At 38.2% G+C, this 26,122-nt stretch carries 23 protein-coding genes; 11 read left to right on the plus strand and 12 right to left on the minus strand.

The features are described 5' to 3' along the window. Positions 1 to 5: 5 nt before the first annotated feature. Entirely contained in the window at positions 6 to 518 is a 513-nt protein-coding gene (locus KO02_RS24230; protein WP_262506688.1) for a LacI family DNA-binding transcriptional regulator, read from the minus strand. A 60-nt stretch (positions 519 to 578) separates the two neighbouring features. Between KO02_RS24230 and KO02_RS06475 the strand changes: the two genes are divergently transcribed. From KO02_RS06475 to KO02_RS06485, 3 genes are all read left to right on the plus strand, one after another. Further along, positions 579 to 2,015: a mannitol dehydrogenase family protein gene (locus KO02_RS06475; protein WP_038696847.1), complete on the plus strand. Its 1,437-nt coding sequence runs from the start codon at positions 579 to 581 to the stop codon at positions 2,013 to 2,015. Between the two features lie 33 nt (positions 2,016 to 2,048). Beyond that, positions 2,049 to 3,368: an MFS transporter gene (locus KO02_RS06480; protein ID WP_038696848.1), complete on the plus strand. Its 1,320-nt coding sequence runs from the start codon at positions 2,049 to 2,051 to the stop codon at positions 3,366 to 3,368. Between the two features lie 163 nt (positions 3,369 to 3,531). Further along, a complete protein-coding gene (locus KO02_RS06485; RefSeq protein ID WP_038696849.1) occupies positions 3,532 to 4,455 on the plus strand; it encodes a carbohydrate kinase family protein in 924 nt (307 codons plus the stop codon). Between the two features lie 71 nt (positions 4,456 to 4,526). Here KO02_RS06485 and KO02_RS06490 read toward each other — a convergent pair whose 3' ends face one another. Further along, positions 4,527 to 5,201: a hypothetical protein gene (locus KO02_RS06490; protein WP_144243269.1), complete on the minus strand. Its 675-nt coding sequence runs from the start codon at positions 5,199 to 5,201 to the stop codon at positions 4,527 to 4,529. 314 nt (positions 5,202 to 5,515) lie between these two features. Between KO02_RS06490 and KO02_RS06495 the strand changes: the two genes are divergently transcribed. Beyond that, positions 5,516 to 6,205, plus strand: coding sequence for a TetR/AcrR family transcriptional regulator (locus tag KO02_RS06495; RefSeq protein ID WP_051960251.1), 690 nt, complete (start codon positions 5,516 to 5,518; stop codon positions 6,203 to 6,205). Between the two features lie 13 nt (positions 6,206 to 6,218). Here KO02_RS06495 and KO02_RS06500 read toward each other — a convergent pair whose 3' ends face one another. Further along, positions 6,219 to 6,461: a hypothetical protein gene (locus KO02_RS06500; RefSeq protein ID WP_038696851.1), complete on the minus strand. Its 243-nt coding sequence runs from the start codon at positions 6,459 to 6,461 to the stop codon at positions 6,219 to 6,221. A gap of 48 nt (positions 6,462 to 6,509) precedes the next feature. Beyond that, a complete protein-coding gene (locus KO02_RS06505) occupies positions 6,510 to 7,385 on the minus strand; it encodes a helix-turn-helix transcriptional regulator (RefSeq protein ID WP_038696852.1) in 876 nt (291 codons plus the stop codon). Between the two features lie 137 nt (positions 7,386 to 7,522). Between KO02_RS06505 and KO02_RS06510 the strand changes: the two genes are divergently transcribed. The 5 genes from KO02_RS06510 to KO02_RS06530 all read left to right on the plus strand — a co-directional run bounded on the left by KO02_RS06510 (position 7,523) and on the right by KO02_RS06530 (position 17,732). Continuing rightward, complete coding sequence (locus KO02_RS06510; protein ID WP_038696854.1) at positions 7,523 to 8,338, plus strand: phytanoyl-CoA dioxygenase family protein; 816 nt, start codon at positions 7,523 to 7,525, stop codon at positions 8,336 to 8,338. 4 nt (positions 8,339 to 8,342) lie between these two features. Then, a complete protein-coding gene (locus tag KO02_RS06515) occupies positions 8,343 to 9,191 on the plus strand; it encodes a hypothetical protein (protein WP_038696856.1) in 849 nt (282 codons plus the stop codon). Positions 9,192 to 9,532: 341 nt separating this feature from the next. After that, entirely contained in the window at positions 9,533 to 12,679 is a 3,147-nt protein-coding gene (locus KO02_RS06520) for a SusC/RagA family TonB-linked outer membrane protein (RefSeq protein WP_051959783.1), read from the plus strand. Positions 12,680 to 12,701: 22 nt separating this feature from the next. Next, complete coding sequence (locus KO02_RS06525; protein WP_038702232.1) at positions 12,702 to 14,330, plus strand: RagB/SusD family nutrient uptake outer membrane protein; 1,629 nt, start codon at positions 12,702 to 12,704, stop codon at positions 14,328 to 14,330. Between the two features lie 114 nt (positions 14,331 to 14,444). After that, positions 14,445 to 17,732, plus strand: a complete 3,288-nt coding sequence (locus KO02_RS06530) for a glycosyl hydrolase (RefSeq protein WP_038696862.1) — start codon at positions 14,445 to 14,447, stop codon at positions 17,730 to 17,732. 253 nt (positions 17,733 to 17,985) lie between these two features. Here the strand turns inward: KO02_RS06530 and KO02_RS06535 are convergent, their stop codons facing one another. Beyond that, positions 17,986 to 19,152 carry a homing endonuclease associated repeat-containing protein gene (locus tag KO02_RS06535; protein WP_038696864.1) on the minus strand — a complete coding sequence of 389 codons (1,167 nt, stop codon included), beginning with the start codon at positions 19,150 to 19,152 and terminating at the stop codon, positions 17,986 to 17,988. Positions 19,153 to 19,243: 91 nt separating this feature from the next. Here KO02_RS06535 and KO02_RS06540 point away from each other — a divergent pair, with 91 nt between their 5' ends. Beyond that, entirely contained in the window at positions 19,244 to 20,044 is an 801-nt protein-coding gene (locus KO02_RS06540) for a type ISP restriction/modification enzyme (RefSeq protein ID WP_038696866.1), read from the plus strand. Here the strand turns inward: KO02_RS06540 and folK are convergent. From folK to KO02_RS06565, 5 genes are read right to left on the minus strand one after another with little or no spacing between them, the layout of a single operon-like run. Continuing rightward, positions 20,016 to 20,795, minus strand: a complete 780-nt coding sequence (gene folK / locus KO02_RS22700) for a 2-amino-4-hydroxy-6-hydroxymethyldihydropteridine diphosphokinase (protein WP_158500269.1) — start codon at positions 20,793 to 20,795, stop codon at positions 20,016 to 20,018. The two genes, KO02_RS06540 and folK, sit on opposite strands and share 29 nt — an antisense overlap. Before the next feature lie 19 nt (positions 20,796 to 20,814). Beyond that, positions 20,815 to 21,558, minus strand: a complete 744-nt coding sequence (locus tag KO02_RS06550) for an SDR family oxidoreductase (protein ID WP_038696868.1) — start codon at positions 21,556 to 21,558, stop codon at positions 20,815 to 20,817. Next, a complete protein-coding gene (locus KO02_RS06555) occupies positions 21,545 to 22,213 on the minus strand; it encodes a flavodoxin reductase (RefSeq protein ID WP_038696870.1) in 669 nt (222 codons plus the stop codon). Before KO02_RS06555 ends, KO02_RS06550 begins: the two co-directional genes overlap by 14 nt. An 11-nt stretch (positions 22,214 to 22,224) precedes the next feature. Continuing rightward, positions 22,225 to 22,866: a GTP cyclohydrolase I FolE gene (gene folE, locus KO02_RS06560; RefSeq protein ID WP_051959785.1), complete on the minus strand. Its 642-nt coding sequence runs from the start codon at positions 22,864 to 22,866 to the stop codon at positions 22,225 to 22,227. Positions 22,867 to 22,876: 10 nt separating this feature from the next. Then, positions 22,877 to 23,533, minus strand: coding sequence for a sigma-70 family RNA polymerase sigma factor (locus tag KO02_RS06565; RefSeq protein ID WP_038696875.1), 657 nt, complete (start codon positions 23,531 to 23,533; stop codon positions 22,877 to 22,879). Between the two features lie 277 nt (positions 23,534 to 23,810). On the opposite strand from KO02_RS06565, the gene KO02_RS06570 reads away from it, so the two are divergent. After that, entirely contained in the window at positions 23,811 to 24,032 is a 222-nt protein-coding gene (locus KO02_RS06570; RefSeq protein WP_051959786.1) for an MnmC family methyltransferase, read from the plus strand. A 954-nt stretch (positions 24,033 to 24,986) separates the two neighbouring features. Here the strand turns inward: KO02_RS06570 and KO02_RS06575 are convergent. Continuing rightward, positions 24,987 to 25,559 carry a dihydrofolate reductase family protein gene (locus KO02_RS06575; protein WP_038696877.1) on the minus strand — a complete coding sequence of 191 codons (573 nt, stop codon included), beginning with the start codon at positions 25,557 to 25,559 and terminating at the stop codon, positions 24,987 to 24,989. Positions 25,560 to 25,615: 56 nt separating this feature from the next. After that, positions 25,616 to 26,104, minus strand: a complete 489-nt coding sequence (locus tag KO02_RS06580; RefSeq protein ID WP_038696879.1) for a GNAT family N-acetyltransferase — start codon at positions 26,102 to 26,104, stop codon at positions 25,616 to 25,618. Between the last annotated feature and the right edge of the window lie 18 nt (positions 26,105 to 26,122).

Genomic DNA, 26,122 nt, shown 5'->3' on the forward strand with positions numbered 1-26,122 from the left:
TGAATCTAGGATCCGTTTATAAATATCGAGGTCTCCGATTCGTGACAGGGATTGATGATGATGGCATCTACATTAAATTCTTCCAAGAGTTGGAGATTTTTTCTTTCTATTTCAGGGTTTTCGTCCGATTGCATGATCATTACGCGATATCCAAGCGGATATAAAATATGCTGTATACCACGAAGCACCGTTGAAGAAAAAGGAGTCACCATCTCTGGAACCAACAAGCCGATGTTCTTTGTACGTCCATATTTTAAATTTAATGCGGAAGGGTTGGGCTTATAACCTAATTTTTCTGCAGCATCCAAAACCTTTTTTTTGGTGTCCTCGTGTATATTTTTATCATTCAATAAAGCCCTTGATATCGTAGAGGTCGAGAGCAGTAAATATTTGGACAGGTCTTTGATGGTGATACGCTTCATTGGGCTTGCCGATTTGTTGTTGACAAAAGTAATCAAAAAAAATGGGCCTGGGAACGTGCCCAAACTTTGGTAACGTTCCCAAAGATGTTTTTCCATTGTACCATTGGTCGCTGACGGGCTATTTTTATAAGTTTGGGTAGATAAAGAGCTTTTATTATGATAATTAAAAAGTATAGTTATAACCGTAACATTATCCAAGCGGGTATTTTACATATAGGAGTGGGCAATTTTCATCGCGCACATCAAGCGTTTTATACAGATCAATTACTTCAGGATGACGATCAACAAGGATGGGGTATTTGTGGTGTGTGTTTGCTGCCTTCAGACGAGAAAATCGTTAAAAATCTAAGCGTACAAAACTTAGAATATTCTTTAACCATATGTGGTCGAGATGGTCAAGATGAAGTATACGAGATAGGTGCTTTACAAGAATTGCTTTGGGCAGTAGAAGACCCACAGGCCGTATTGGATAAGATTGCGGATTCCGCCATTAAAATCATTACACTCACCATTACAGAAGGCGGCTACAATTTAGATAAGACGACCAATTCCTTTATGTTGGATAATGAAAAAATTAAACATGACCTTGAAAATCCAAGTGCACCAAATACCGTTTTTGGTTTTATAGCCGAAGGACTTCGTCAACGCAGAGCAAAGGGGAACGGTCCGATTACGATCCTTTCTTGTGATAACCTGCAACATAATGGCCATACTTCTAAAAAATCTTTCATGACATTTATAGCTGCGCAAGATAAAGAACTCGCTGCATGGGTAATTGAAAATGTCACGTTTCCAAATAGTATGGTCGATCGTATTACGCCAAGTACCACAGCTGAAGATGTAGAAAGATTGAATACAAGAAGTGGATTACAGGATAAAGCACCTGTATATTGTGAAGATTTTGTTCAATGGGTTATTGAAGATAATTTTATTGCGGGCCGCCCAGCCTGGGAGCGCGTAGGGGTTACGTTTACAGATGATGTTTCCTCATTTGAAAATATGAAACTAAGTCTTCTGAATGCTTCTCATGTTTTATTATCATATCCTTCTTTTCTTGCTGGTTATCGCAAAGTTGACGACGCGATGCTCGATTCAGATATCGTGCAGTATATCCGAGACTTCATGGATATTGATATCACGCCTTATGTACCCGCTCCAGAAGGAGTAGATCTAGAAGAATACAAGAAAACTTTGATAGCACGTTTTTCGAATCATTCGGTCAGCGATCAAGTCAGTAGATTATGTTTTGATGGAATTTCCAAATTTCCGGTATATATCATGCCCAATTTGGCGAAAATGATTCACGATGGTGGAGACCTCACCCGTGTTGCTTTTCTGATCGCATCCTATAGACATTATTTAAAATATAAGTTGGATGATCAAGGGCAAGCTTTTGAGATTGCGGAGCCCTGGATGACATCAGAAGATGAAAAACAGATTGCCAGCTCGGATATCCTTGACTTTTTAGAGTTGTCTGTATTTAAGTGTATTGACTTAAAGTCGAATAGACAATTCGTTTCTTTATATCAGCAATATGTTGTTGAAATAAAAGAAGAAGGTACGAAGGCCGTGTTAAAAACGATTGTGGGATAAGGCTATTATTTTTAGAATATTAATATTTCATTTATGGATATGAAACATCGTAATAGCGTGATGCCATTTGCTATTGTGACGTTCATTTACTTTATTGTTGGTTTTTTGACAACAGTAAATGAACAGTTGCAGGCGCCTTTAAAATTTACGTTTCTGGCCGAAGCTGGAAATTTAAAAAATACGCTCACGACTTCAATCTCATTTTTTTTCTTTCTGGGCTATTTGGTTAATGGCTCATTGGCAAGTAAATGGGTGAATGCTGTTGGATATAAAAATACGATCGTGCGCGGTTTGATGTTCATGATAGCGGGACTTGTCCTGTATTTATGTTCTTCGTGGTTTGGTTATCGTTACCCGGATCAGGCCTTTCATTTTGAGCAAGCGACTATACCTTATGGCTTCCTTATTTTTGTAGTAGGTTCTTATTTAATGGGGACAGCCGCTGCCATTATACAAGTTGTAGTCAATCCCTATGTGGCATCTTATGAACTGGGCAAGACACAACCTGTACAGCGCTTAAATATCACGACTGCTATTAATTCAATTGGTACAACGACGGCTCCATTTTTTGTCACTGTCGTCATGTTCAGTGGCATATCTATAGCCAATGTCGAGATCAAGCAATTGCTAATGCCATTTATGCTCTTGATCGTGTGTTTGGTATTGGTAACTTTTGTTACCCAACGAATTCATTTGCCCGATATCGCCCATACCAGAGCGGCGGTAGGTGAAAAATTAGAACGGAGTATATGGTCTTTTAGACATTTCGCTTTGGGCGTGGCGGCTATCTTTTTTTATGTAGGAACGGAAGTTGCTATTGGAGCAAATATCAATCTCCATGCATTCGAACTGGAAGACTCCGGTCATCCGGTGACCTTTTTTGGTCGGACAGATATTATTATTGGTGGAGTTGACTTAGGCATCCATGCGTTGTTGTCAACGCTATATTGGGGTGGTTTTTTGGTTGGACGATCTATATCCAGTTTCTTTAGCAATATATCGGCAAGAACACAATTAGTGACGACGACCATATTAGCGACTATATTGGCGGTTTTAGCGATGTTGACACAAAATCTATGGTTTTTGGTCGTCATCGGTCTTTTGCATTCCACGATGTGGAGCTGTATATTTTCACTCTCCATAAAAGGGTTGAATAAGTATACTTCCAAGGCATCGGGATTGTTTATTTCGGCTGTATTTGGAGGTGCTGTATTTACCTTGGTACAAGGTGGATTGGCGGATGTTCTGGGATCGTGGAGATGGACATGGTGCCTTACGGTAGTTTGTGAACTCTTTATGTTAACTTATGCCTTATTTGGATCTCGAATAAGGGAAAAGGATAGGATAGATTAATTTCAACTGCGAGTACTCTGGTATCCTTATTAAACATAATTTCTTATTAAATTTGGATAACCCATTAGGGAACAGCAGCAAGTATAGAGCGTTTCAACTATTTGATTATGAGTCTATACTCATGGATCGTACTTGAAATTCTTTTTTAAGATAGAAGAATAGCATGAAAGATAAGAAAAATAACATTGCCTGTTTTGGCGAAGTATTATGGGATATATTCCCTGGAGGGCAAAGAAGAGCAGGTGGAGCACCTTTTAATGTTGCGTATCACCTTTCCAAAATGGGGGTAGAAGCCCATATGATCAGCAGTGTTGGTCAGGATGAACTGGGCCGCGAGTTGTTGCAGCAGATTCAGGATTGGAACATCTCTACTGCGGGTATTCAGCTCAACGGTACCTATCCAACCAGTACAGTCATTGCAAGTATTGATGAGCATAACGATGCGCATTATGATATTGTTCAAAATGTTGCGTGGGATTATATTGAAGTGAATCCGGTCAATCAGGGAATGGTAGCTGCATCCGACGCTTTGGTATTTGGAACTTTGGCTATACGCAATGAAAAATCCAAGAATACCCTTTTTGAATTGCTAGATGCAAGTGCGTATAATGTTTTTGACATTAACCTCCGTCCGCCTCATTATGATGTTCATATCATTAAAGATTTATTGCACAAAACGCAGCTGGCAAAATTCAATAAAGCAGAATTACGCATGATGATTGATTTTATGGGTAAGGAATACCACACCGAAGAAGATAGCATACGTTATCTGCAAGATACCTTTGGGATGCAGGAGGTTATTGTATCCAAAGGGAGTAAGGGAGCACTTTATGCATATCAAGATGAGTTCTATTTAATGCCGACCATACCTGTTGCAGTAAAAGACACCGTAGGAAGTGGGGATTCATTCCTTGCTGGATTTTTATCAAAAAGATTTGACGGACAGTCATCGGCAAATGAAATGATGCATCAAGCGGTCTCTTTAGGTGCCTTTATCACGGCACGAGAAGGTGCCTGTCCGGAGTATACTTTAGCAGCATTCAGCTCCTTTCGAGATGGAGTGGAGGAGAAGAAAAATTCATGCTAAATAAGACTGAAAAAGTCGAAGACCCATATAAAAGGTCTTCGACTTTTTAGTCTTGTTGCAATTCGGATAAATTAATTTTCATTGCTATTATATTTTTCAGTAAATATTTTAAATGGTATCGCAAAGAGACAATTTATCTTGATCAGTTCTTCGAGACTGGTTTTTTCTACTGATGGATGTGCGTGAAATTTATCATAATAACAGAATTTATAGGGTATATTTTCGTATTCAAAGTTTAAATATGTAGTTTCTCCTGTATAAGGCTCATCTGTTACTGCTGTCTGGTATATGTTGAAGTTTTCTATTTTTTTTCTTTCAAAACACAGATGATCTTTGCATTCACCTTTCTTTGAATACTGTAAATAATGAAGATTATCATTCGTGAGTACTAAATAATAATGCGCGATGTTAAGCATCTTATTTATATGATCTTCTATTCTTTTTTTTACAGTTTCACCAACTTCAGTGCGATCTTCCTGTTCTTTGAAAACATATGCCCCTCGTTTTTCTTTACATGATATAATTGCAATTATATCATGTTCCTCAATTTGTAAAATTATGGGGTTGATATGTTCACTTTCCTGAATAAATTGTTTTTTTATCTCAATTTCTCTGCCTGCTATTTGTAAAGCAAAATTATCTGAAGTATAATTTATCTTTTCTTGGAGCTTTGCATCTATTTTAAATAGTATTCGGTAGCTATATAAGCCGGAAAGTATGACAATTAATAGGGCTATAGCTACCATCCACATGATTTTTTATTGTTAAAGTCTAACTATTTTTAAAGTAACGTTCATTCGTTCAAGTATTTCGGGCACTTTGTTTAACACAGACTTGTGTTAAACCAGTGATTAATACTAAGAATATATTTTAATTCTAGATTCTAATAATCGATCTAAATATAAAATACATCATTGAGTCATCATTAAACTCATTTTAGTCTTATTTCCTGCGTAAAGGAAATATATATATTGTGTTTATACAAGTTTTTGTGGATATTCATGAAATTGTTTATAAGTTTATATCTGGAAAGCATACCGGAATCAATAAAATAACTATAATGGCTACATCAAAAAAAGAAACCTCACCAATGAATGAAACATCGCCAAAGAAAGCACGTAAAGTGAATTCTGGCCCTATTCGGGAAAAGGGAAGGACAATGGACAAAATGGTAGCCGCTGTTGGTCAAGTATTGCAAAAGGAGGGATATTATGGGCTCAATATTGCAAGTATCACAAAAGCTGCAGGTGTGGATAGACGTTTGGTTTCGCTTTATTTTGGCAATGTTGATAATTTGATTGCAATATACCTGAAGAAAAATGATTACTGGGAAAATGCCGGTAAGGATGACATAACTGCCATGTTGGAACAAGATAATGATGTAGGACAGGCTGCTGTTACTAAGCTTCTACAAGGTCAATTTGATACCGTAAATAATAGTGAAATACTTCAAAAATTGATTCACTGGGAGCTGGGTGAAAATAATAAAACGCTTCGCGAACTAGCGGACAGTAGGGAAGAAAGTGGCCAACTTATTTTAGATCGCGTTGAAGCCAATTTTCCTAAAAATGGTATCGATTTAAAAGCTGTTCTAGCTTTACAAATTGGAGGATTATACTATCTATCCTTGCACGCTAATATCAATGGCAGTACTTTTTGTGGAATCGATACCAGTAAGCCTGAGGGGAAAGAACGGATAAGTAAAGCTATGGAATCTTTAATCGCGATGTTATATGAGAAAAAGAAATAGCGCAAAGAATAAACTAAGGTATTTTTATATATTTCGGTTTTTTCAAAATATCCCATAGTTCTTCTTCCGAGTATCGTTTACCTCCTCCATGTACCAGCTTAAGGTTGCATACTAGGCAGGGGTCATTCATGGGATGGTATCTTCTTTCATATACTTCCCTAGTATATCCGGTCAAATCCTTCAGTTTATCGCGCGTTATACCATTTTTATATCCATGCTCTAAGCTTTTGGATTTGTCACGTTCGCAAAATTCCATTAAGGTGCATCTATAGCGCAATTTGGATAGGTGATGAATGCTATTTTATCACAGCTCTTTACGATAAGTTTGTGGTGGAAATTTGAATTTCGCCTTGAATATTCTTGAAAAATAATGAGGAGAATCAAAACCTGTATGGTAGCTTACTTCCTTGACAGATAAGTTGGTGTTCTTAAGCAATTCACTAGCCTTATTCAGACGCAAGTTAAGATGATATTGACTAGGGGAAGTACCTGTATGTTTTTTAAAAGCCTTTCGAAACTTAGAATAACTGTAAGGGAAATGCTTAGCTAGCTCTTCAATATTTACAGGATCACTTAATTGATGCTGCAGATGAAAGATAACTTTTGAAATCCAGACTGCTTCTGAATTGTTATCGATAGCCTGCTTGTCTTTTATAACATTGAGTAATCCCAAAATCTGAAGGTTGATACCAATAATTTGTTGAGGGTAGCCAATCTGAGCTTGAGATACCACACCCAATAAGTGGGAAAATAAGGATAATAAATCTTTATTGAGCCCAGTCTTAATTACTGGTTTTTCGGGGTCAAAAAATTTACTCATAATCTGTGCGGGATAACTTCCATTGAATCCTACCCAATACTCTTCCCAGCCAATATTGTCATTGGGCTTATAACGATGCCACATCCCTGGGGATAAGATAAAACAGGTACCCGCTTCAATAGCTTGATTAGGAGTTTCGGCCGAGTCGAATATACCGCTTCCACTAGTAATGAATACAATGTAGTATGCGTTAAGAATTCGGCCCTTGTTCCAAGAAAAACCATGATCATCGGGATGTTGTTGCAAATCCGGATAGTGCATGTTTTTTGGTGTTCTACTATATCCTACTGTTGTAATGTAAAAGCCCCAATCTTTTTCTTGGTCACTTAAGTTCAGGTACTTGTGGTAGTTGTCTAGCATGGATGTCTATATTTTGGCTATTTCAAAACTATATAAAAAATGTCAGAAAGTGCAAGGATAATGTCAATTCCTTTATTTCTTTCCTTACCTGTAAGGCATACCTTAGTTATTAATTATTAAACTGAATTTAAACCTTTATGAACACAACCTTAAGCAAAAGCCAGTTGGACTTTTATGATGTTAATGGGTATCTTATTATTGAGGATTTTTTGAATAGCGAAGAGCTTGAGGTATGGAGAAATGCAGTAACTCGAGCAATAGCGGATAGAAAAGGACTGAAAATACCTGGAAAGAATATCCGCATTGGAGATGATGATGGTATCAATGAAGATGCGACCTATTTTAACAACGTATTTGATCAATTGCTTAACCTTTGGCAGACGAGCGAGCGGGTCAAGCGAATTATGTTAGATGAGCGAATAGGTAAAATGGCTGCCGAGCTGGCACAGGTAGATGGCATTCGCATATGGCATGATCAGGCATTGATTAAAAAACCATGGGCCAACCCAACTTCTTGGCATTTGGATACTCCTTTTTGGTCATTCTCTGACCGACGTGCACTCTCTATCTGGGTAGCATTAGATGATGTGACACTAGAAAATGGCTGTTTATTTTTCATTCCCGGATCGCATAAACAAACAACATTCAAAAATACGGGAATTGGCAAAAATATGGCCGGAATATTTGAAGACTACCCGCAATTTAAATTAAGTCCAGCTGTACCAGCAATGATGAAAGCCGGCTCTTGCTCCTTTCATAATGGATTGACAATACATGGTGCTCATGCGAATATGACACCCGGATTTAGGAGAGCAATGACCTGTGCTTATATGCCGGATGGCAATACCTATAATGGAATACCGAATATATTGCCAGAAGAATATGAAAAGACATTGAAGATAGGAGATTTGTTGGATAACAATAATCAAAACCCACTGATTTATAAATTCTGATGCGATGGAGATTGATTTTTTTTGTCCTCGTTGGGGATCGGAATCCGTAGGTTGGGGCAAATTTGCCTCTCGGATTAAAAGAGACGGATTTGCAGGAGTAGAGGTATTCCCTTTGGATAATGCTCTAAAAAATAAGGATATGTTGGCTGTATTGAATGATAATAGGCTTTCATACATACTGCTCCACACTGAACTAAACGAAGGACCAAAGTTTGATCGTTATCTTGACGCATTGGAGCGCAACCTATACGCGCTACTAACTTATCAAGATACAACTTCGTCACCTGAATTTATAGTTTCACAAACAGGCAGAGAATATTATACGAGGAGTCAGATGGAAACTTGTTTTGTATTGTGCGACCGTATTATGAAGGAGTCGGGTATCAAGATTATCCATGAAACGCATCGAAATAAATGGTCGTATGCGGCCCATGTAGTCAACGAGTACCTAAAGAATTTCCCTAGCTTGGAGTTGGCGCTAGATATTTCACATTGGGTATGTGTGTCAGAAAGCTTTCTCGAAGATCAAGAAGATGCCGTTGAAAGAGCGATACAGCATACAAGGCACATACATGCTCGCGTGGGGTTTCCACAGGGGCCACAGGTCACAGATCCGAGAACAAGGGAAAACCAAGTTGCGTTACAGCATCATCTAGCTTGGTGGGATCGTTGGATAAAATACCTAAAAGAAGAAGGGGCACAAAGAGCAACAATCACACCCGAATTTGGTCCCAGTCCATATATGTTCTGTTTTCCAAATACATCGAAACCGGTTGCAGATCAATATCAAATAAATTGTTGGATGAGAGAACTCCTTTATAATCGATATTCAATTGCAGACTTGATACCCTAATTGTATGATGAAATTTTCAATACATTTTTTTGATAAAGCCAAGCTACGTAATTTCTAATATGGTCATGTCACCAACATAAGTGAAAAATTAGAATTGTGAAAAGTTCGAGATTCATTGAAGAAGTTTAGCGTCACCCTTTATGCGCGCGGTAATCCGAAAATGATCTTTTTCAAGTTGCATTAACATGATTATTGTCCTAAAAATTGATTTCGCATAAGGTTAAGATCTTGTGTTGCTTTCTTATTAAGTGTTTCGCTTATGCTACATAGAGATAAAACCAAATAGACACTAAAAACAAACCATTATTTAATTAATTACCCACCTAAATTAACAGCAAGTTATGAAAAAAAGAAATCGATTGCTCTTTCTAGCAATTAAGTATTACAGGAAAATAAACGTGCAAAAAGTCACAGCGCTAGGGGCTGTACTGTTTTTGTATCCAGACATTGTGCTCACTGCAAAAGGGGATGCTTTTGGTCAGGAGAAAATAAATGAAATCTCCTATCAGGCTGAGCATAGCGTAACAGGGGTCGTTTATGATGAAGATGGGAAAGCAATTATGGGGGCTAGTATAATCGACCTTGGTACTGGAAACAGTATCAGTACTGACGAAGATGGAAAGTTTTCCATGAAAGTAAAACAGAAAACCATCTTAAAGATTTCCTTCACTGGATTTATCTCACAAGAGATTGAGGTTGAAAAGCAAAAAGAATTCACAATCACACTTCTTAGAGATTTACAAACATTAGATGAAGTTGTCGTAGTAGGATATGGTACTCAAAAGAAAGCAACTTTAACAGGCGCTGTGGTAACGGTTAAAGGTACTGACCTCGTTAAAAGTCCCGCTGCAAACGTTACCCAGTCACTTGCAGGGAGGTTACCTGGGGTAGTCATTAATAGCCGTAGTGGGGAACCAGGGAGAGACGATCCCTCGATTATGATTAGAGGACGAGGCACTACAGGAGCAACAAATCCCTTGGTTATAATTGACGGTGTCGAACGGGGAGGCTTAGGACAAATAAACCCGAATGATATCGAAACGATATCCGTATTGAAAGATGCTTCGGCAGCCATCTATGGTTCCAGAGCAGCAAATGGGGTTATCTTAGTGACGACTAAACGTGGGGTGAACGGTAAGCCGTCTATTAATCTTTCTTTTAATCAGGGTTTTAGTCAACCGACCAGAAATCCGAAAATGGCCGATTCATACACCTTTGCTAAGATATCAAACAACATTGAAAGAGATGAAGGCAGGGAACCCATTTATTCGGACCTTGAACTTCAAAAGTACAAAGACGGCAGTGATCCCAATTACCCGAGTACAGACTGGTATTCGTCGCTTGTGCGCACAGCTGCGCCACAACATCGAGGCAATATATCGGTAGCTGGTGGGAGTGATCGGTCAAAGTATTATTTCTCTTTGGGAGAACTCTCTCAGTCAGGTCAGTATAAGGAAGGTTCAACTAAATTTGGGTCGTATAATTTACGGTCCAATGTAGATGTCGAAGTCACCAACAATCTGACCGTGGGTTTAAATATGTCTGGACGTGTTGACAATCGGCATTACCCATTCAGAAGTAACAATGAGCTCAATAGTCATATTTACCTTTATCAACCGAATTGGCAGGCTTACTGGCCAGGAACGGATTATATGCAACCTTTAAGAGGAAGTGAGAATGCCCATAATTGGGTTACAGATAATGCAGGATTTCATCAGGAAGATACAAGAACTGCTCAAAGTACTCTGTCATTTAAATGGGACGTTCCTTGGGTTAATGGTTTATCTGTCGATGGAAGTGGTAGTTATGATTTTGGAGGTGTTTATACCAAAAGATTTGAGACTCCAAGTTATGTTTATCAAATTGATGGTAAGACAGGAGAATATTCCAAACAGTTGTCGGGGATGAGTCCCTCACTGGCCAGATTAAATCAAACTAACTATGCCGTTACCCAGAGTTATTTCACTTCGAAAATTAATTATGCTAAACAATTAAACTTGCATCATGTGGGAATAATGGTTGGCTATGAACAGACCCAAATTAAGAACTCGACCCTAGAAGCGGGTAGGAGTGATTTCTTGTCCATCAGTTTACCAGAAATAAATATGGGAAGTAGCGATAAGACTAAACAATCCAATGGAGGTTTTTCTGGTCAGGACGCAAGACAAAATGTGTTTTCGAGGGTAAATTACAATTATGCAGAGAAATATCTGGCGGAGATAACGTTAAGAGTCGATGGTTCATCCAAATTTCCGAAAGAAAAGAGATACGGTTTTTTCCCTGGGGTTTCATTAGGATGGAGAATCTCTGAAGAGTCTTTTATGACCGACCTCGATTTTATCGATAACTTGAAAATAAGAGGATCATACGGTAAAATGGGTAACGATGCTATTGCAGCATTTCAGTATATGATGACTTATGGCTTTAATAACAATTATGTCATTGGTAATAATGATGTTTCTGGGTTGGTACAAACTAATGTGCCCAATCCTTTTATTACTTGGGAAACTGCGCGAACATGGAATATTGGTTTTGATGCCGGTTTTTGGAATGGTTTATTGGATATCGAATTCGATTATTTCAAATCTAGGCGGTCTGATATTCTGACCAAACGTAATGCGACGGTACCTGATTATACCGGGTTAAAATTACCTGATGAAAACATTGGAATTGTGGATAATAAGGGTTTTGAGCTTGTGTTATCACATCGGAATACGGTAAATGCCTTAACTTACAGATTATCGGGTAATGTATCCTTTGCTCGTAATAAAGTTGTATTTGCGGATGAGCAACCTGCAGCAGAGCCCTATCAATATGCCACGGGTAGGCCATATGGAGCTGCATTGTTATATAAATCAATTGGTGTATTTAGAGACCAAGCGCAAGTTGATGCTACTCCGAATCTACCAGGTACAAAACCTGGAGACCTCATTTATGAAGATGTCAATAACGATGGTACTATTAATTCGTTAGATCGAATTAGGGTTGATCAAACGAATATCCCTGAGGTAACCTTTGGATTCAATGCAAGTGTCGCATATAAAGGGCTTGAACTTTCTGTGCTTTTTCAAGGGCAAGAAAACGTAAAACAATATTTTGGCGGTTGGTTCCCTGTCATGAGTCATACCTTCGGTAACTTTCTCGATTGGCGCGCAAATGATAGTTGGTCACCGGATCATGTAGATGCTACTATGCCTCGGGGTAGTACAGCGTTATGGACAACTAGTACCAATAGCTCATATGCGTCTACTCACTGGTTGAAAGATGCCGGTTTTCTTCGCTTAAAAAATATCGAACTAGGGTATAATCTCCCGTTGAATATCTGCAAATCGTTGGGCTTAAAAGCACTCCGTGTAAATGTCAGCGGAAGCAATCTATTTATGATTTACGATAATATGAAAAAAATGGGATTCGATCCAGAGACTCAAGATTTCTGGTACTATCCACAGCAACGTGTGTTAAATTTTGGAATGAATTTAACGTTTTAATTTTATGTTTAATCCTATAGAAATGAAAAAAATTATCTATATCTTATTAATTGTTTTTACGGTGAGCTCTTGCGATGTGCTGGAGTTGAAGCCATTGGACAAACTGTCTGAAGGAGATACATGGTCAGACGCGGCATTAGTTCAATTGTATGTGAATGCAAATTATAACGCTATTTTACACGGGTATGAAGATGATGTCTTTGCTGCTGCAAGTGATGAATCCTATGATTTACATAATCACGGCAATATGTTCGTTTTACAAAAAGGTGAGGTGACCGCTGATAATATTTCGATGCTCTCTGGTAGGGTTAATTATTGGCAGCTCGGTTTCAGTCAAATTCGCAATATGAATGTGTTTTTCTCAAAAATACAGGCTGCGCCTATTGATGAGGCTGTTAAGAATATCATGATCGGAGAAATGAAGTTTCTTAGGGCATTTGTTTATGCCAATTTAATTTGGAGGTACGGAGGAGTGCCCATTATTACGAAGGTATATGAATTGAATGAGGACTATTCTTTGTCCCGCGATTCGTATGAGAACGGTGTAGACTTTATCGTTAAAGAATTGGATGAAGCGATTCAGTTACTACCATCAAAGCAAAGTGCTAGTCAGCTTGGTAGAGCGTCGGGTGATGCGAGTAAAGCACTCAAATCCCGTGTTCTATTGTATGCGGCAAGTAAGTTAAACAATGCTTCAAATGATAAATCCAAATGGCAGGCAGCCTCTGACGCTGCTCGGGAATTATTGGGGGCCTATGTACTTTATCCAGATTATCAAAATCTGTTTCTGAAAGATAATGATGAAATCATATGGGCATGTTATTTTACTCAGGCCAACAGTACGGATTATAATTGGAAAAATGGACGTAATGGAGATGAAGGCGGAAACTTTCAAGGACCGACACAAAATTTGGTCAATGCTTACGAAATGAAAGGTACCGGACTACTTCCATATCATATTCAAGTGGATGGAACACGAATCGTTAATCAGCTATCGGGCTATGATCCTATGAAACCATATGAAGGTCGTGATCCACGATTTTACGCAACCATACTTTATGACGGGTCGATGTGGATGGGACGTGAAACGGAGACATTTAAAGGCGGGTTAGATTCCCCAGAAAGTACTGTTCAACCTTGGAATGCCTCGTTGACGGGGTATGCTTTAAAGAAATTTATGAATGAAGACATACCACCCACCGGTAATACAGAGAAGCCAACAAATCCATGGATCTATTTCAGATATGCCGAGATTTTGCTAAATTATGCCGAAGCAGAATTTGAATTAGGAAATGAGGGGGTAGCAAGAGAATACCTTAATAAAGTTAGAGACCGATTAAGCGTTAAGATGCCACCGGTAAAGGATGCTGGAGAAAAGCTGAGGGAAAGAATCCACAACGAACGTTTGGTAGAATTAGCGTTCGAAGAGCATCGTTTTTACGATGTTAGACGGTGGATGATTGCAGAAAAAACCGAAAATTTGGATCTGTTAAAAATGACGATATTAAAGCAAGCAGAGAATAAGAAAAACTATACGATAAGTGTTTTGTCGGGGGAACGTGATTTTAAAAAACAGCATTATCGACTTCCTATACCACGTGCTGAGATTGACAAAAGCTTAAATAAATTGGCACAAAACGAAGGTTATTAAGCATCTACTTATATAAACAGGAGCAGAATTTCTAAAGGTCTGTTCTTGAAAAATCATCCATGTTCTATTAGATGTTGCATAAATTGATTATAAAAAAAGTTTAAATAATAAAAAATGGAATATTTAAAACGACCCATAATACTTTGTATCGGAATCCTTATTTCCTTTGTCAATCCTTTGTTCGCTCAAGTTTTGAAAGCGCCTTTTATTCCGTCATACGAGGATATTAACAAACCTTTTGGGCAGCATGATGAGGGTTCCTTTCTGAAGCCATCAAAAGTGAATCGTCCTGAAACTTGGTTTCATTATATCGGCGGAAATGTATCGAAGGCAGGGATTACGAAAGATCTGGAGGCCATAGCAACTTCTGGGTTTTCAGGAATCCATCTTTTTCATGGCCAGTTCGGAGGCCCTTGGCCAGGTGTAGAACCTCAGATAACAAGCCTTAGTCCAAAATGGGATGATGCAGTACGTCATACCGCCAAGGAATGTGAACGCCTAGGGTTGCGCTTTACAATGAATAATACACCAGGATGGGCAACTGCTGGTGGCCCGTGGATTGAACCCTCTAACGCGATGCGGAACCTGACAGTAAGCCGTACGGATGTAACTGGCGGTAATGCCATTAATCAGCTTCTGTCGCTTCCAGCATTCACTAAAGAGTCTTGGCGCGATTACAAGGAAGTAGCCGTGCTTGCTTTTCCAACACCACTTGACGATACCGGTCTGCCGCTTGTACCCCAATCCATAAAAAGTAATATTGCTACTGAATGGGAATCTTATTTGGCGGGGGATGCCAAGGAATCGATGCAGTTGTTACCAACCTCTGCTGATAAACCCCATTGGGTTGAAGTTACTTTTACCGATCCTGTAATGCTTAGGTCAGTAGAGATGCCCAGTATCAATAGCTTCAATCATGGACAATGTTATGAACCAGGGGTTACTGTTTCAATACAGGCAGTGTTGCCAAATGGGCAATTAAAGGACATCCTACGGGCTGATATGCCTCAATCAAATTGGCAAGACGATAAACCGATTACGTTAGCTTGTTCTGAAGTCGCTGGAGTGAATAAATACCGGATCTCCATTGTCAATAAATACAATATGGCGCTTTCTTCGCTCCGTCTTTTCTCTGCCGCCCGGAAAAATAGTTGGGAGTCGGAGGCGGGTTGGACTTTACGGAGCATTCAGCGTTCTGGTCAATCACCCGCTCAATCTTCAAAAGCATTCATTGCACCTAGGCACATACTGGATATTTCCGATAAGATGGATGAAAATGGAAATCTAAATTGGGTTGCTCCTAGTGGGAATTGGACCATACTTAGAATGGGGCATGTGAATACTGGAGCACGGAATGGTCCAGCTCCTGCTGAAGGTACGGGATGGGAGGCTAATAAGTTCTCTAAATCTGGTCCTGACGCACACTTTGCAGGGTATATAGGGCGACTTGTAGATCAAAAAGGACCGCTTGCAGGTGGATTATTGGATGGGATGCTGCTGGATAGCTGGGAGTGCCATACGCAAACTTGGACGGCCAGTATGGAAGATGAATTTAGTCGCGTTGCAAACTATGAACTTCGTAAGTGGCTTCCAGCAATGTTTGGATATGTCATCGGAGACCACGAAACTACAGCAAGATTTTTGTACGATTGGCGAAGGACTGTGAATGATCTTGTTACTCATAATTTTTATGGTCGTATGACCGATTTAGCACATGAAAAGGGGCTATATGTTACTTATGAAACAGCTGCTGGAGATGTTTTTCCAGCGGATATCCTAGAGTATTTTAAGTTTGCAGACGTACCGATGGCCGAATTCTGGTTGCCGATGTCTGATGGATTTGTTGGCTCATTAAATTTCAAACCAATTAAGCCCACAGCATCTGCCGCAAGGATGTATGGGAAACCTCGCGTGGCCGCAGAATCGTTTACAGATATGAGTTTGACATGGGATGAACACTTGGAAGACCTAAAAGAAGCGGCCAACATCAATAGCATAGAAGGTGTTTCGCATTTTGTATTCCATACGTATACACACAATCCCCAAACTCCTTTTTTAGCGCCAGGATCATCTTTTGGTGCAGGGATCGGTACTCCTTTCGTACGGGGGCAGACATGGTGGAATTATGTTCCAGATTTTCAAGATTATTTAGCGCGATGTAGCTTCATGCTTGAACGCGGAAAACCGGTGTCCGATGTATTATGGTATCTCGGAGATGAAATAAACCATAAGCCTGATCAACATGCACCATTTCCAGCAGGATTTAAATACGATTACTGCAACCCCGATGTGCTGCTGAATCGGCTAAAAGTAGAAAATGGGCTTTTGGTTACACCAGAAGGAATTAGTTATCGTGTATTATGGCTACCGGATGTTCCGTATATGTTACCTGAAACATTAGAGAAAATACAGACATTGGTACGCGATGGCGCTACAGTTGTCGGCAACCCTCCTAGAGGGCTAGCGACACTTAGAGGTGGCGATGCTGCCAAGCGACGTTTTAATGACGTTGTGAAAGGTCTATGGGGAAAAGGGAGCAGCAAAGAGCAGAAGATTGGAAAGGGCTATGTTCTTTCTGGTATGTCGCTCGAGGAAGCATTTTCGGTATTGAAAATAGCTCCTGATGTGATTGGGGGAGATGCATTATGGTCCCATAGGCAGATTGAAGGAGCTGATTGGTACTTTATAAGTGCACCCAAGGGGCGTGGTTTTAAGGGCACACTTGATTTTCGCAGCAGTGGAGATGTGCAACTTTGGGATCCTATGACAGGTCGTTCAATGCCGGTTGAGAGCAACAAGAACGGAGATCGTACAACGGTTAAGATTGATTTAGCTCGTGCCGGTTCGTGTTTCATCGTATTTAGAAAAAAAGATCAAGATCATGTGTCTCCTGAGTTTAAGCAGAAAATGACGGTTGAAACTTTGCCAATTGAAGGGCGATGGATGCTTGCTTTTCCTACGGGATGGGGAGCTCCTGCAGCATTACCATTGACAGACTTAAAACCTTGGAAAGACCTTGATATCGCTCCTGAAGGAAAAGCATTTTCGGGTACAGCGACTTATACGACAACTTTCGATATCAAGAAAATCGATCTTGAAGAGCATTATATTCTTGACCTTGGCAATGTAGATATGGCTGCGGCTGTATCGGTCAATGGCGAAAAACCATACAAATTATGGGCAACTCCTTATTGTATTGATATTACAGATTGGATTAAAGAAGGTGTAAATACACTTTCTATTGAAGTAACCAGTACGTGGTTCAATCGTCTAGTTTATGATGCTGGACAAGCTGAAGATAAGCGAAAAACATGGACGGTAGCAGGACCGGACAAAAATTCACCACTACGGAAGTCTGGATTGTTGGGACCTGTAGTCTTGCAGATTCAAAAGAGGAAATGATGTGCCTTATAATCAGGTAATTGAAGGATTTAAGCAGGAGGCAATTTGCCGCGGATTAAAATCTTATTTATCGATTAAGATTTTAATGAGAGAATGAATGGTAGCTGTAGACTAATTTAATCCTTTCAAAAGGATTAAATTAGTCTACTTCTCCTAAATGAGAAGCATCGCCTTTAATTTCAAATTGACAATATCTTTTTGTGTATATAAATTAGAGCATGGAAAATAAAATGAATTCTAAGTTGAAATTAAACTAAGGTATTTTCATATACTTCGGTTTTTTCAAGATATCCCATAGTTCCTCTTCCGAGTATCGTTTACTTCCTCGGTGTACAAACTTTAGGTTACAGGCTAATCGGAGACCATTCATGGAAAAATATCTTCTTTCATATACTTCTCTTGGATATCCTGTCAACTCCTTCAGTTTATCGCGAGGTATACCATTTTCATATCCATGTTCAAGGCTTTTGGCTTTATAATGTTCGGCAAGTTGTTTTTTTGTGAGTTTACATCTATTTGGCGTTTTGTGTATCGGTTCATGACCGATGGATGTAATAAAATCGTTCAGATTTTGGTCCAGTTTCCAAATTATGGCGCCAGGTGTTGTTTTCATTTTTGCGGCTAACTCTTTTACAGTTGGCTTACCGGATGCTTTTATGAGGCCCATATAATGGTCCTTTACACTAACCTTCGTTAAGGGAACCTTTGTACCGGCCAAGTAGCATAATTTGTTCCACCCAAATTTTTCTTTTAGGTACCATAATGAAGGGTAATTTTCCGGTTTTAGTCTTAAATAATCTTTACCATATAGGATCTTGTGTTTTCTGATGAGCTTTATAACCGCTTCTTTGGCCTCAGGTTCACTCATTGTCGTCATTCTAAAATAGGGACGCAAACCGACATATTCCAATACATCTGGCCATGAATTAACACAAAAATGGGTAAAGTAAGATCTGAAATTATACAATCCATTCTTGGAAATGCAATCGGAGACAGAGGGAATTTTTTGATTTTTGATTCGATATTGTATCAAAGAGTTTTTTAATTTAATTTTAGAAGGTATTCTTCTCGAATTAGGTTCAAAACCACTTTCAGCAATAAATTTATTCCATGACCCAAAGTATTTGGTAATGGTACTCGATTTATTGGAAAATTCTCTCCGCATAGGAATGCGTTTGTGTGTTTTGTAAAATTCATGAACCAGGTTAAACAACTCCTCCGTAATCTCTGATTTTGATTTCGTTACATTAGGTTTGAAGCCAGCTGCGGTTATGAAATTGTTCCATGTTCCAAAATATTTGCGTGCAATAGTATTGACCTGCTCAAACTCGCGTCTAATGGGGGTACGCCCGTGGAGATCATAAAACGCTCTTACCTTAGAAAATGCATTGGCAATAATTTTTTCTTGTGTTTCTTTCAAAACGTTTATTTTTTTGCGTTATTAGAATAGCGTTTATAATTTTTCTTTAAATTAATAAATTATGCGCAATTTACCAATATATTAAGAAAATATGTGTTTCTCTTATATCATTACTGATTTAGAATTAAGTGAGAACTTGTCACCAGCGAGGTCGAGGTATTTTACATGTTCGTTCGCTCTTAAACTTAACCAAACGACTATAGTAGGTGAGTATGGCGGTGAAGTGTTTTTTCAGCTATTTGCTATTGATTTAACTTTACATGTTTTACGAACTGCATCACAGGTACCTTCAAAGGATGAATTGTCCATTATGAATAGGTTTGCCTCTCAGTTAGGGCTTTTCTTAGAAACGACCGAAGATATTGGTCAGGTTTGTTATGCATATCATAATAGTGAGTTAAGAGATGAGTTTAAGCAGGTTTTTTGCCGAGTAGATATTTTAGATTATTGTTATGCGTTTTTGTACATTACGGATAATGCTATCAGTGTTAACGAATCGATGTCATCAAAAGTAATCGAAATTCCCTATCCAACGGATGCGGATGTTTTTTGGAAATTGGTCCATATTGGAAAGGTATTTAGAAACTTAACTGCGATTGATCAATCATATTCAGCTAACATTTCAACGAGTTTCCCCATTGTAGGTGATAATCAGGTGAACTCTTACCTATTTCGAGAAGGAAGTGTGTATATCAATGATGAACAATATTTCGGAAACATTCCTGAGCGCGCCTGGAACTTCAAGTGCTTCGATTATTTTCCAGCTCAGGAATGGTTGAAAAGATACCTAGGTTCTAATTTAGATGAATTGGATATCGTGCAATATCAAATTTTAATTGACGCACTAAGCAATACAGTTCGCCTTAGGAACGAGATAGACCTAAGCTATTAGGTTGCAATTCTTTTATAAATGTTTTTAAAAAAGGTAGTTCTTCCAACTCTTTTTCATCAATGATGATTTCATTGAAACAAACGATATCTAGATCAATAGTACGTGGTGCATTCTTATTATCTGTTCGGACTCTCCCCATCAGAGCTTCAATTTCTTTGAGTTTCCATTTTAACTGTAACATAGACATATTACTGTGTAATAAGACAGCTCCGTTTGTAAAGTCATCTTGATCTTTGAATTTCAGAGGCTTCGTTTTGATAAAATCCGTTCGTTTTGTTACTGTCCCCAGTTTGCACAGTTTTTCTAATGCTTTTTGCATATTGATTTCGGAATCAATGTTTGATCCCATAGCAATTAATGCCAAATTAAATCGGTCTTTACTGGAGACCTTTACCATTACATTATCGGCAAAACGTAGTGCATGCGGTTTTTCAACTGTTATATTAATTTCTTCTATCCGAGGGTCAAACTCAGCAATAACGGTATATACTTGTTCTGCTAAGGTTTCGATCAAGTTGAAAGATTGATTATCAATAATCTTAATTATTGTTTTGTTCACATCTTTATAATTTATTGCATAGTGAACATCATCTTGCAGCGTTGCTATAGCAGCGTTATACTTGAAGGAGAATGATATAACTACATCCTGTAATTTTCTTTTTTCCCAATCTAGATAGCCGATGTAAGCCCGTAAGCGTAAATTGTCAACCTGTATAGTCAGTAATTTTGTTATAGATGATGTGTTTGGCATTTTATTTTTAATTATAGATTTATGATGATAAATGTTCGCCGCCATCTATGAAGAGTAGTTGTCCGGTGATAAAGGACATCTCGACCAGAAAGCGAACCGCTCTTTGAATATCTTCCAGACTTCCAATCTGTTTGAGTGGAATATGTTCCGCGAGCTCTTTTAAATATTGTTCTCCCTTACCCTTGGGAGGAAGAATTAAACCCGGACAGATCCCATTGACGCGTATATGTGGAGCGAGTTCCAAGGCTGATATTTTCGTAAATTCGGCCAATAACTTTTTTGCCAGGATATAATCCAGATGCATCGTATGGTTTTTATTGATTTTGGTATCCAAAAGATTGATAACGATTCCCTTGCCATATATTTGATAAAAAGCTTTAGTAAGGGAATAAGCACCTTCAAAATTGATCTTCATTTGGCGACCAAGCATCAGACTTCCTTTATTTGTATAATTGGAAGGTGAAAAATCTGAGGCGCTATTGATCATTACTTCAATCATGATATTTTTCGACTTTAGGTCATCGAAGACCTTATTAAAGTCATTATCTGCTAAAAAATCGAATTGTACGAGAACTGCCTTTCGTCCTATACCTTCAATCTGCTGTTTTACCTGTTCAATTTTTGCTAGCGAACTTCGATAATGCAATACCAGATGATACCCCATTTCTGCCAATTCCAAAGCTATTGCTTTTCCAATTCTATCAGAAGCGCCTGTCACCAGTGCATAGCGGTCTGTTTTTACACGTTGTTCAGAAACTTTCATGTACTATATATTTTTCGTTCACACCCAAAGTTTCTAAACTCTTCTGTATAGCATCCATCATGTTTGGGGGGCCACATAAATAATAATATTTCAGGTCTGCAGCTTGCTGTTTTCTGATAATGTCTGTTGTGATATAGCCACTTTCATATCCTTTTAGTTGTTCTTTCGAGAGTACATTAATAAAATTATCTTTTAATAAGGTATGAAAATATGTGTTTTGGATTATATCTGCACTTGTCTTATTCGCAAATAGAAGTTTGTTATTTCCTATTGATCCTTCTTTCTCTAAATGACGAAATAGGGCAATAAAAGGTGTAATACCTGCTCCACCCGCAATAAATATTCCTTCTCCTTTGTAAGTTATGGAGCCAAATACACTGTGTACGATGAGTTCATCGCCTGCTACCAAAGTAAGGAGTTTCTCAGTTACAGCATGATGGGAGGGATATGTTTTTATGGTAAACTCCAAAAAATCATCTTCTGGCAATGAGGTGAAAGTGAAAGGTCGAAGTTGATCGGACCAATCGGGCAGATTGATGGCGATATCTGCAGCCTGTCCTGGCTGAAAGGTAATCGAATCTGGTCTATCTGTTTGAATCAGCAGTACATCATGGGTAAGGTGCTTGATTTCTCTAATCTTGAGTATACTTTTCATGTCCGGTATGATTAACGATTAATGTATGTCATAAATTTTTGCTGTATATCTTTATTATTGAAAACCCCCGAATAGTTCTCCGTAATTGTTCGGCTATTGGTATCCTTTATGCCTCGTGATGCTACACAGAGGTGGTCAGCTTCTATCCATACAGCGACATCATCATGGCCTAAGACATGCTTCATACCTTCTGTAATCTGAATAGTCAGACGTTCTTGTACTTGTGGTCTTTTGGCATAATATTGGACCAAACGATTGATTTTTGATAATCCAATTACTTTTCCATGTGGAATATAAGCAACATGAACTTTTCCAATGATGGGAACAAAATGATGTTCGCAATGGGAGTAAAGTGTAATATCCTTTTCAATGAGCATCTGATCGTAGCTATATCGGTTTTCAAAGAGGCTTATTTGAGGCATATTCGCAGCATTCAATCCGCTGAATGCTTCGTTAACATACATTTTAGCTACTCTTAATGGAGTGCCACGCAGGCTATCGTCGGTCAAGTCCAATCCCAGTGTCCACATAATCTCACTAAATAATCTAGCTATTTTTTCAATTTTCTCATTGTCATTAAGTTCAAATGCATCTTCTCGTAACGGGGTGTCTATGTTACGCCCTATTACGGGCATATGCAATAAATCTTCCATATATGTTCTATTATATGTATTGTTCAGTTATTTTTTTCATCACGCGATCGACCATGGCATCACAATAAATCAGGTTGAATTCGTATAGTTCTGTCTCAGAATATATCTTTTTCAGCTCTTTTTGTAACATTCCCTTGGCCCTGTTAAGTCTTACTTTTACATTACTTTCGGTAATTTCCAGCACTTCTGCTGTTTCTGCTACATTGAGCCCGTTTATTTCTCGTAGAGAAAAAACAATACGATACTCGTCCGGAATTTTTTCCAACGATTTTTCTATGACATATCTCAGTTCTCTACTGTACACTTGCCTGTTGGTATCATTGTTTGAATTGTTAAACATGGGACATAAATTTTCATTGATATTATCAGTGGGCAATTCATTTTTATAACTGAATTTCTGTTTCTTATGATAACAGTTGTTAAGCATGATACGCATTAACCAGGTCTTGAAATTTGAACGTTGTTCAAATTGTGATAGACACCTAAAGGCGTCCAAATAACTATCCTGCATTAAATCCTGTGTATCTTCATGATTGTAATTATAAGATCGTCCTACTTTATATAGGCATGGATTAAATCTTCTTACGATCACCTCGTAGAGCGATTTTTCTCCCTGAAGTATGCAGGAAATAATCTCCGTTTCTGTCCGTTGATCCATGTCTTTCATCTATTGATTTATTGTTTTGGATAATATCCCCATTGAGAAGTCGTGATTGCTATAAATCAGTGTCTTACTATTATAGATACGAGGTTAACCAAGTTGTGACGATATACTCTCCAAGATACGAATTTTTGAGTACGAGTAAACCTACAATTATTGCTATTATGTCGACAACTACCAATTAGGTTTTTTCATTTTAAATTATCGTTTATATCCAATTAGAGTTAATGAACATATTAAAGGTTACAAGAGTAACCTGATTTTTGCTTTTAGTGCACAATTAGTGCTTATATGGGACAAACAAGATGCTGCTATTCATCAGCCCGAGATGAGGTCGGATGAAGTTTTGGCGCATGTAGCAAAATTTATTAAACCTGGTGGTGTATTTGTTACTTATGCCATCACAGGTAATCTGAAAAGAAGTATAAAAGCTTTGGGCTTTACTATTGCGCAAGTTCCAGGTGCGCCAGAAAAGAGAGAGATGCTACGAGCGACAAAGATATAATATGTAAAAACCTACATTAAACGATGACTTATAATAGTTAGCATGCTAATTTATTGAACTATTGTGCGGTCAAGTTGCAATGGGGGAGGCTTAGGTAGGAATACTTTTTAGGTTATGCTAGGCACTTCGTGGGATACAGGTCCCCCCTTTTTACACAAAAGAGGAGCTTATTCTGAATAATTAAGCAGTTGTCGAAAAGAAATGATGCTCAGGTTAGCTGAGTCGTAGTCTGTTTATGAAAAGGATGGCCTTTATGTATAGAAGTAATTGCTTTCCCTGTATTGTTATACACTAGTTTCGTTTAATGATATATACTACCAAAGGAGTCTATACTTATTGAGTCAAAATCAATTTCTTTCTTTTCTAAAATGTACTACATGATATGGAAAGGTGTTCCATATTTCTAAATAGCTATTAGGCTTATTGTAGACAAAGTCACCTTATTGTTAAGATGTGGATACCTTTAGGAGAACTATTCATTCGTTGCCAATTAGTGTTCTGATTATTTGAAGAAGTACTTCCTTTTTTAGAAGAAGGAGGACATAAAACTATTGAAAATAGGTCATGTGATGGATGAAGTAACTAGCAAAAGGCATAAAGTGTTCAAGGTAAGCGGCAGATTTTCACCTGAAACAGGCATTTTGGTCTTTAAAAGCTGTTTTTCAATCATGAAGAAAGTGGTGAAGTAGCATTATTTCTATAATCGATTAATAATTGTTGCGTTAACTGTTTTAGTGAAGAGGATGTAAACTAACTATTTCTCTCGATAAGATTACTATTGGTAAAGGAGCTCCATTCTTTGCTAATACAGTAAAAAGACCGGTTAAAAGAATCGGAAGAAGGATTAAATTGTTGCGGTCTGCAAATCTTATTGAATTCTGGGGCCGAGCCCAGAGTTGTGGTTACCCGAAATAGAGAAGTCTATAAAATTATTTACTAAATGACCATTGTCCATTAATTACGTTTTGTTTCATAATGAAGTGCAATTACGCCACAAGAAAACGTTTTCGTTTCTACAAGTTTCAATTTTGTGGTTTCAATCGTACCCTTAAATAACGGGATTCCATGTCCAAGTAAAATTGGATTGACAAATAACCAAAATTCGTCAATCAAACCTTGACTTAATAATGAATGAGAAGCAGTTGGACTTCCAAAAATCAAAATATCTTTCCCTACTTGTTTCTTTATTTTATTTATGTTGTCTGCAAGTTGGTCGCTAATGACTATAGTATTGTCTAGTCCTTTGTCGCTGATGGTTTTTGATAAAACAATTTTTGCAACCTTTTTATACCATGCTGAATGTTCTTTGTCATGTTTGGATGCCTTTGGGTCTTCCCCAGCAGCTGGCCAATAATTTTGCATCATTTCGTAAGTTACCCGTCCATAAAGTGCAGTGTCGGCTTTGTCCGTCATAGTAGCCACAAAGTCAAATAGCTCATCGTCTAAATTTATCCAGTCCATTTCTCCGTTTGGCCCAGCTACAAAACCGTCAAGCGAAGTGTGCATGAAAAAAATTAAATGTCTCATTTTAGATATATTTAAGTGGTTATATAACTTTTTGTTTAAGTAGTTTTTTCTATTGCTCAGCTGCCAAGCTTGTAGATAAATTCTTCTATTTCAGTTTGTCGTGCATTAGCAAAACCTTTGTTACAACCAATTTTGAGAAAGCCACTTTTTTCTAAAACGTTTTGTGAACGAAAATTGTCAAATGCAACTCGTCCAAAAATTGGTCTTGTCGTTTCAATGTCTAAAAAGTTTTTTAAAGCTTTTGTTGCAATTCCCTGTCCCCAAAATTTTCTGTCTATCCAATAGGTAATTTCGGCATCGCCCTCCATGACAAACTTTGCTATACTTCCTACAATAACATTGTCCGCTATAATTGTCTGATTATTTACGGTTGGATCATTCAATAATTTTGTGTATTTGGTCAAATATGCGGCTTTGTCTGTCGGATCTTTTGGTGTGAACGCAGCGAGATGATTTGCTTCTTTGTCAAGTTGAAAGAGAAAAAAAATAGCTAAGTCTGCAACTTCTGTTTGTCTCAATTTTATGTCAAGTTTGTCGTTCGTCATATTTTCTTGCCTTAGTTG

Origin of the sequence: Sphingobacterium sp. ML3W (genome assembly GCF_000747525.1) — a bacterium.
Lineage (GTDB): Bacteria > Bacteroidota > Bacteroidia > Sphingobacteriales > Sphingobacteriaceae > Sphingobacterium.

What these genes read in the sequence shown, in the direction of transcription:
- KO02_RS24230 (WP_262506688.1), bottom strand. Translation starts at nt 518, where the DNA reads ATGGAAAAACATCTTTGGGAACGTTACCAAAGTTTGGGCACGTTCCCA.
- KO02_RS06475 (WP_038696847.1), top strand. Translation starts at nt 579, where the DNA reads ATGATAATTAAAAAGTATAGTTATAACCGTAACATTATCCAAGCGGGT.
- KO02_RS06480 (WP_038696848.1), top strand. Translation starts at nt 2,049, where the DNA reads ATGGATATGAAACATCGTAATAGCGTGATGCCATTTGCTATTGTGACG.
- KO02_RS06485 (WP_038696849.1), top strand. Translation starts at nt 3,532, where the DNA reads ATGAAAGATAAGAAAAATAACATTGCCTGTTTTGGCGAAGTATTATGG.
- KO02_RS06490 (WP_144243269.1), bottom strand. Translation starts at nt 5,201, where the DNA reads ATGGTAGCTATAGCCCTATTAATTGTCATACTTTCCGGCTTATATAGC.
- KO02_RS06495 (WP_051960251.1), top strand. Translation starts at nt 5,516, where the DNA reads ATGGCTACATCAAAAAAAGAAACCTCACCAATGAATGAAACATCGCCA.
- KO02_RS06500 (WP_038696851.1), bottom strand. Translation starts at nt 6,461, where the DNA reads ATGGAATTTTGCGAACGTGACAAATCCAAAAGCTTAGAGCATGGATAT.
- KO02_RS06505 (WP_038696852.1), bottom strand. Translation starts at nt 7,385, where the DNA reads ATGCTAGACAACTACCACAAGTACCTGAACTTAAGTGACCAAGAAAAA.
- KO02_RS06510 (WP_038696854.1), top strand. Translation starts at nt 7,523, where the DNA reads ATGAACACAACCTTAAGCAAAAGCCAGTTGGACTTTTATGATGTTAAT.
- KO02_RS06515 (WP_038696856.1), top strand. Translation starts at nt 8,343, where the DNA reads ATGGAGATTGATTTTTTTTGTCCTCGTTGGGGATCGGAATCCGTAGGT.
- KO02_RS06520 (WP_051959783.1), top strand. Translation starts at nt 9,533, where the DNA reads ATGAAAAAAAGAAATCGATTGCTCTTTCTAGCAATTAAGTATTACAGG.
- KO02_RS06525 (WP_038702232.1), top strand. Translation starts at nt 12,702, where the DNA reads ATGAAAAAAATTATCTATATCTTATTAATTGTTTTTACGGTGAGCTCT.
- KO02_RS06530 (WP_038696862.1), top strand. Translation starts at nt 14,445, where the DNA reads ATGGAATATTTAAAACGACCCATAATACTTTGTATCGGAATCCTTATT.
- KO02_RS06540 (WP_038696866.1), top strand. Translation starts at nt 19,244, where the DNA reads ATGTGTTTCTCTTATATCATTACTGATTTAGAATTAAGTGAGAACTTG.
- folK (WP_158500269.1), bottom strand. Translation starts at nt 20,795, where the DNA reads ATGCCAAACACATCATCTATAACAAAATTACTGACTATACAGGTTGAC.
- KO02_RS06550 (WP_038696868.1), bottom strand. Translation starts at nt 21,558, where the DNA reads ATGAAAGTTTCTGAACAACGTGTAAAAACAGACCGCTATGCACTGGTG.
- KO02_RS06555 (WP_038696870.1), bottom strand. Translation starts at nt 22,213, where the DNA reads ATGAAAAGTATACTCAAGATTAGAGAAATCAAGCACCTTACCCATGAT.
- folE (WP_051959785.1), bottom strand. Translation starts at nt 22,866, where the DNA reads ATGGAAGATTTATTGCATATGCCCGTAATAGGGCGTAACATAGACACC.
- KO02_RS06565 (WP_038696875.1), bottom strand. Translation starts at nt 23,533, where the DNA reads ATGAAAGACATGGATCAACGGACAGAAACGGAGATTATTTCCTGCATA.
- KO02_RS06575 (WP_038696877.1), bottom strand. Translation starts at nt 25,559, where the DNA reads ATGAGACATTTAATTTTTTTCATGCACACTTCGCTTGACGGTTTTGTA.
- KO02_RS06580 (WP_038696879.1), bottom strand. Translation starts at nt 26,104, where the DNA reads ATGACGAACGACAAACTTGACATAAAATTGAGACAAACAGAAGTTGCA.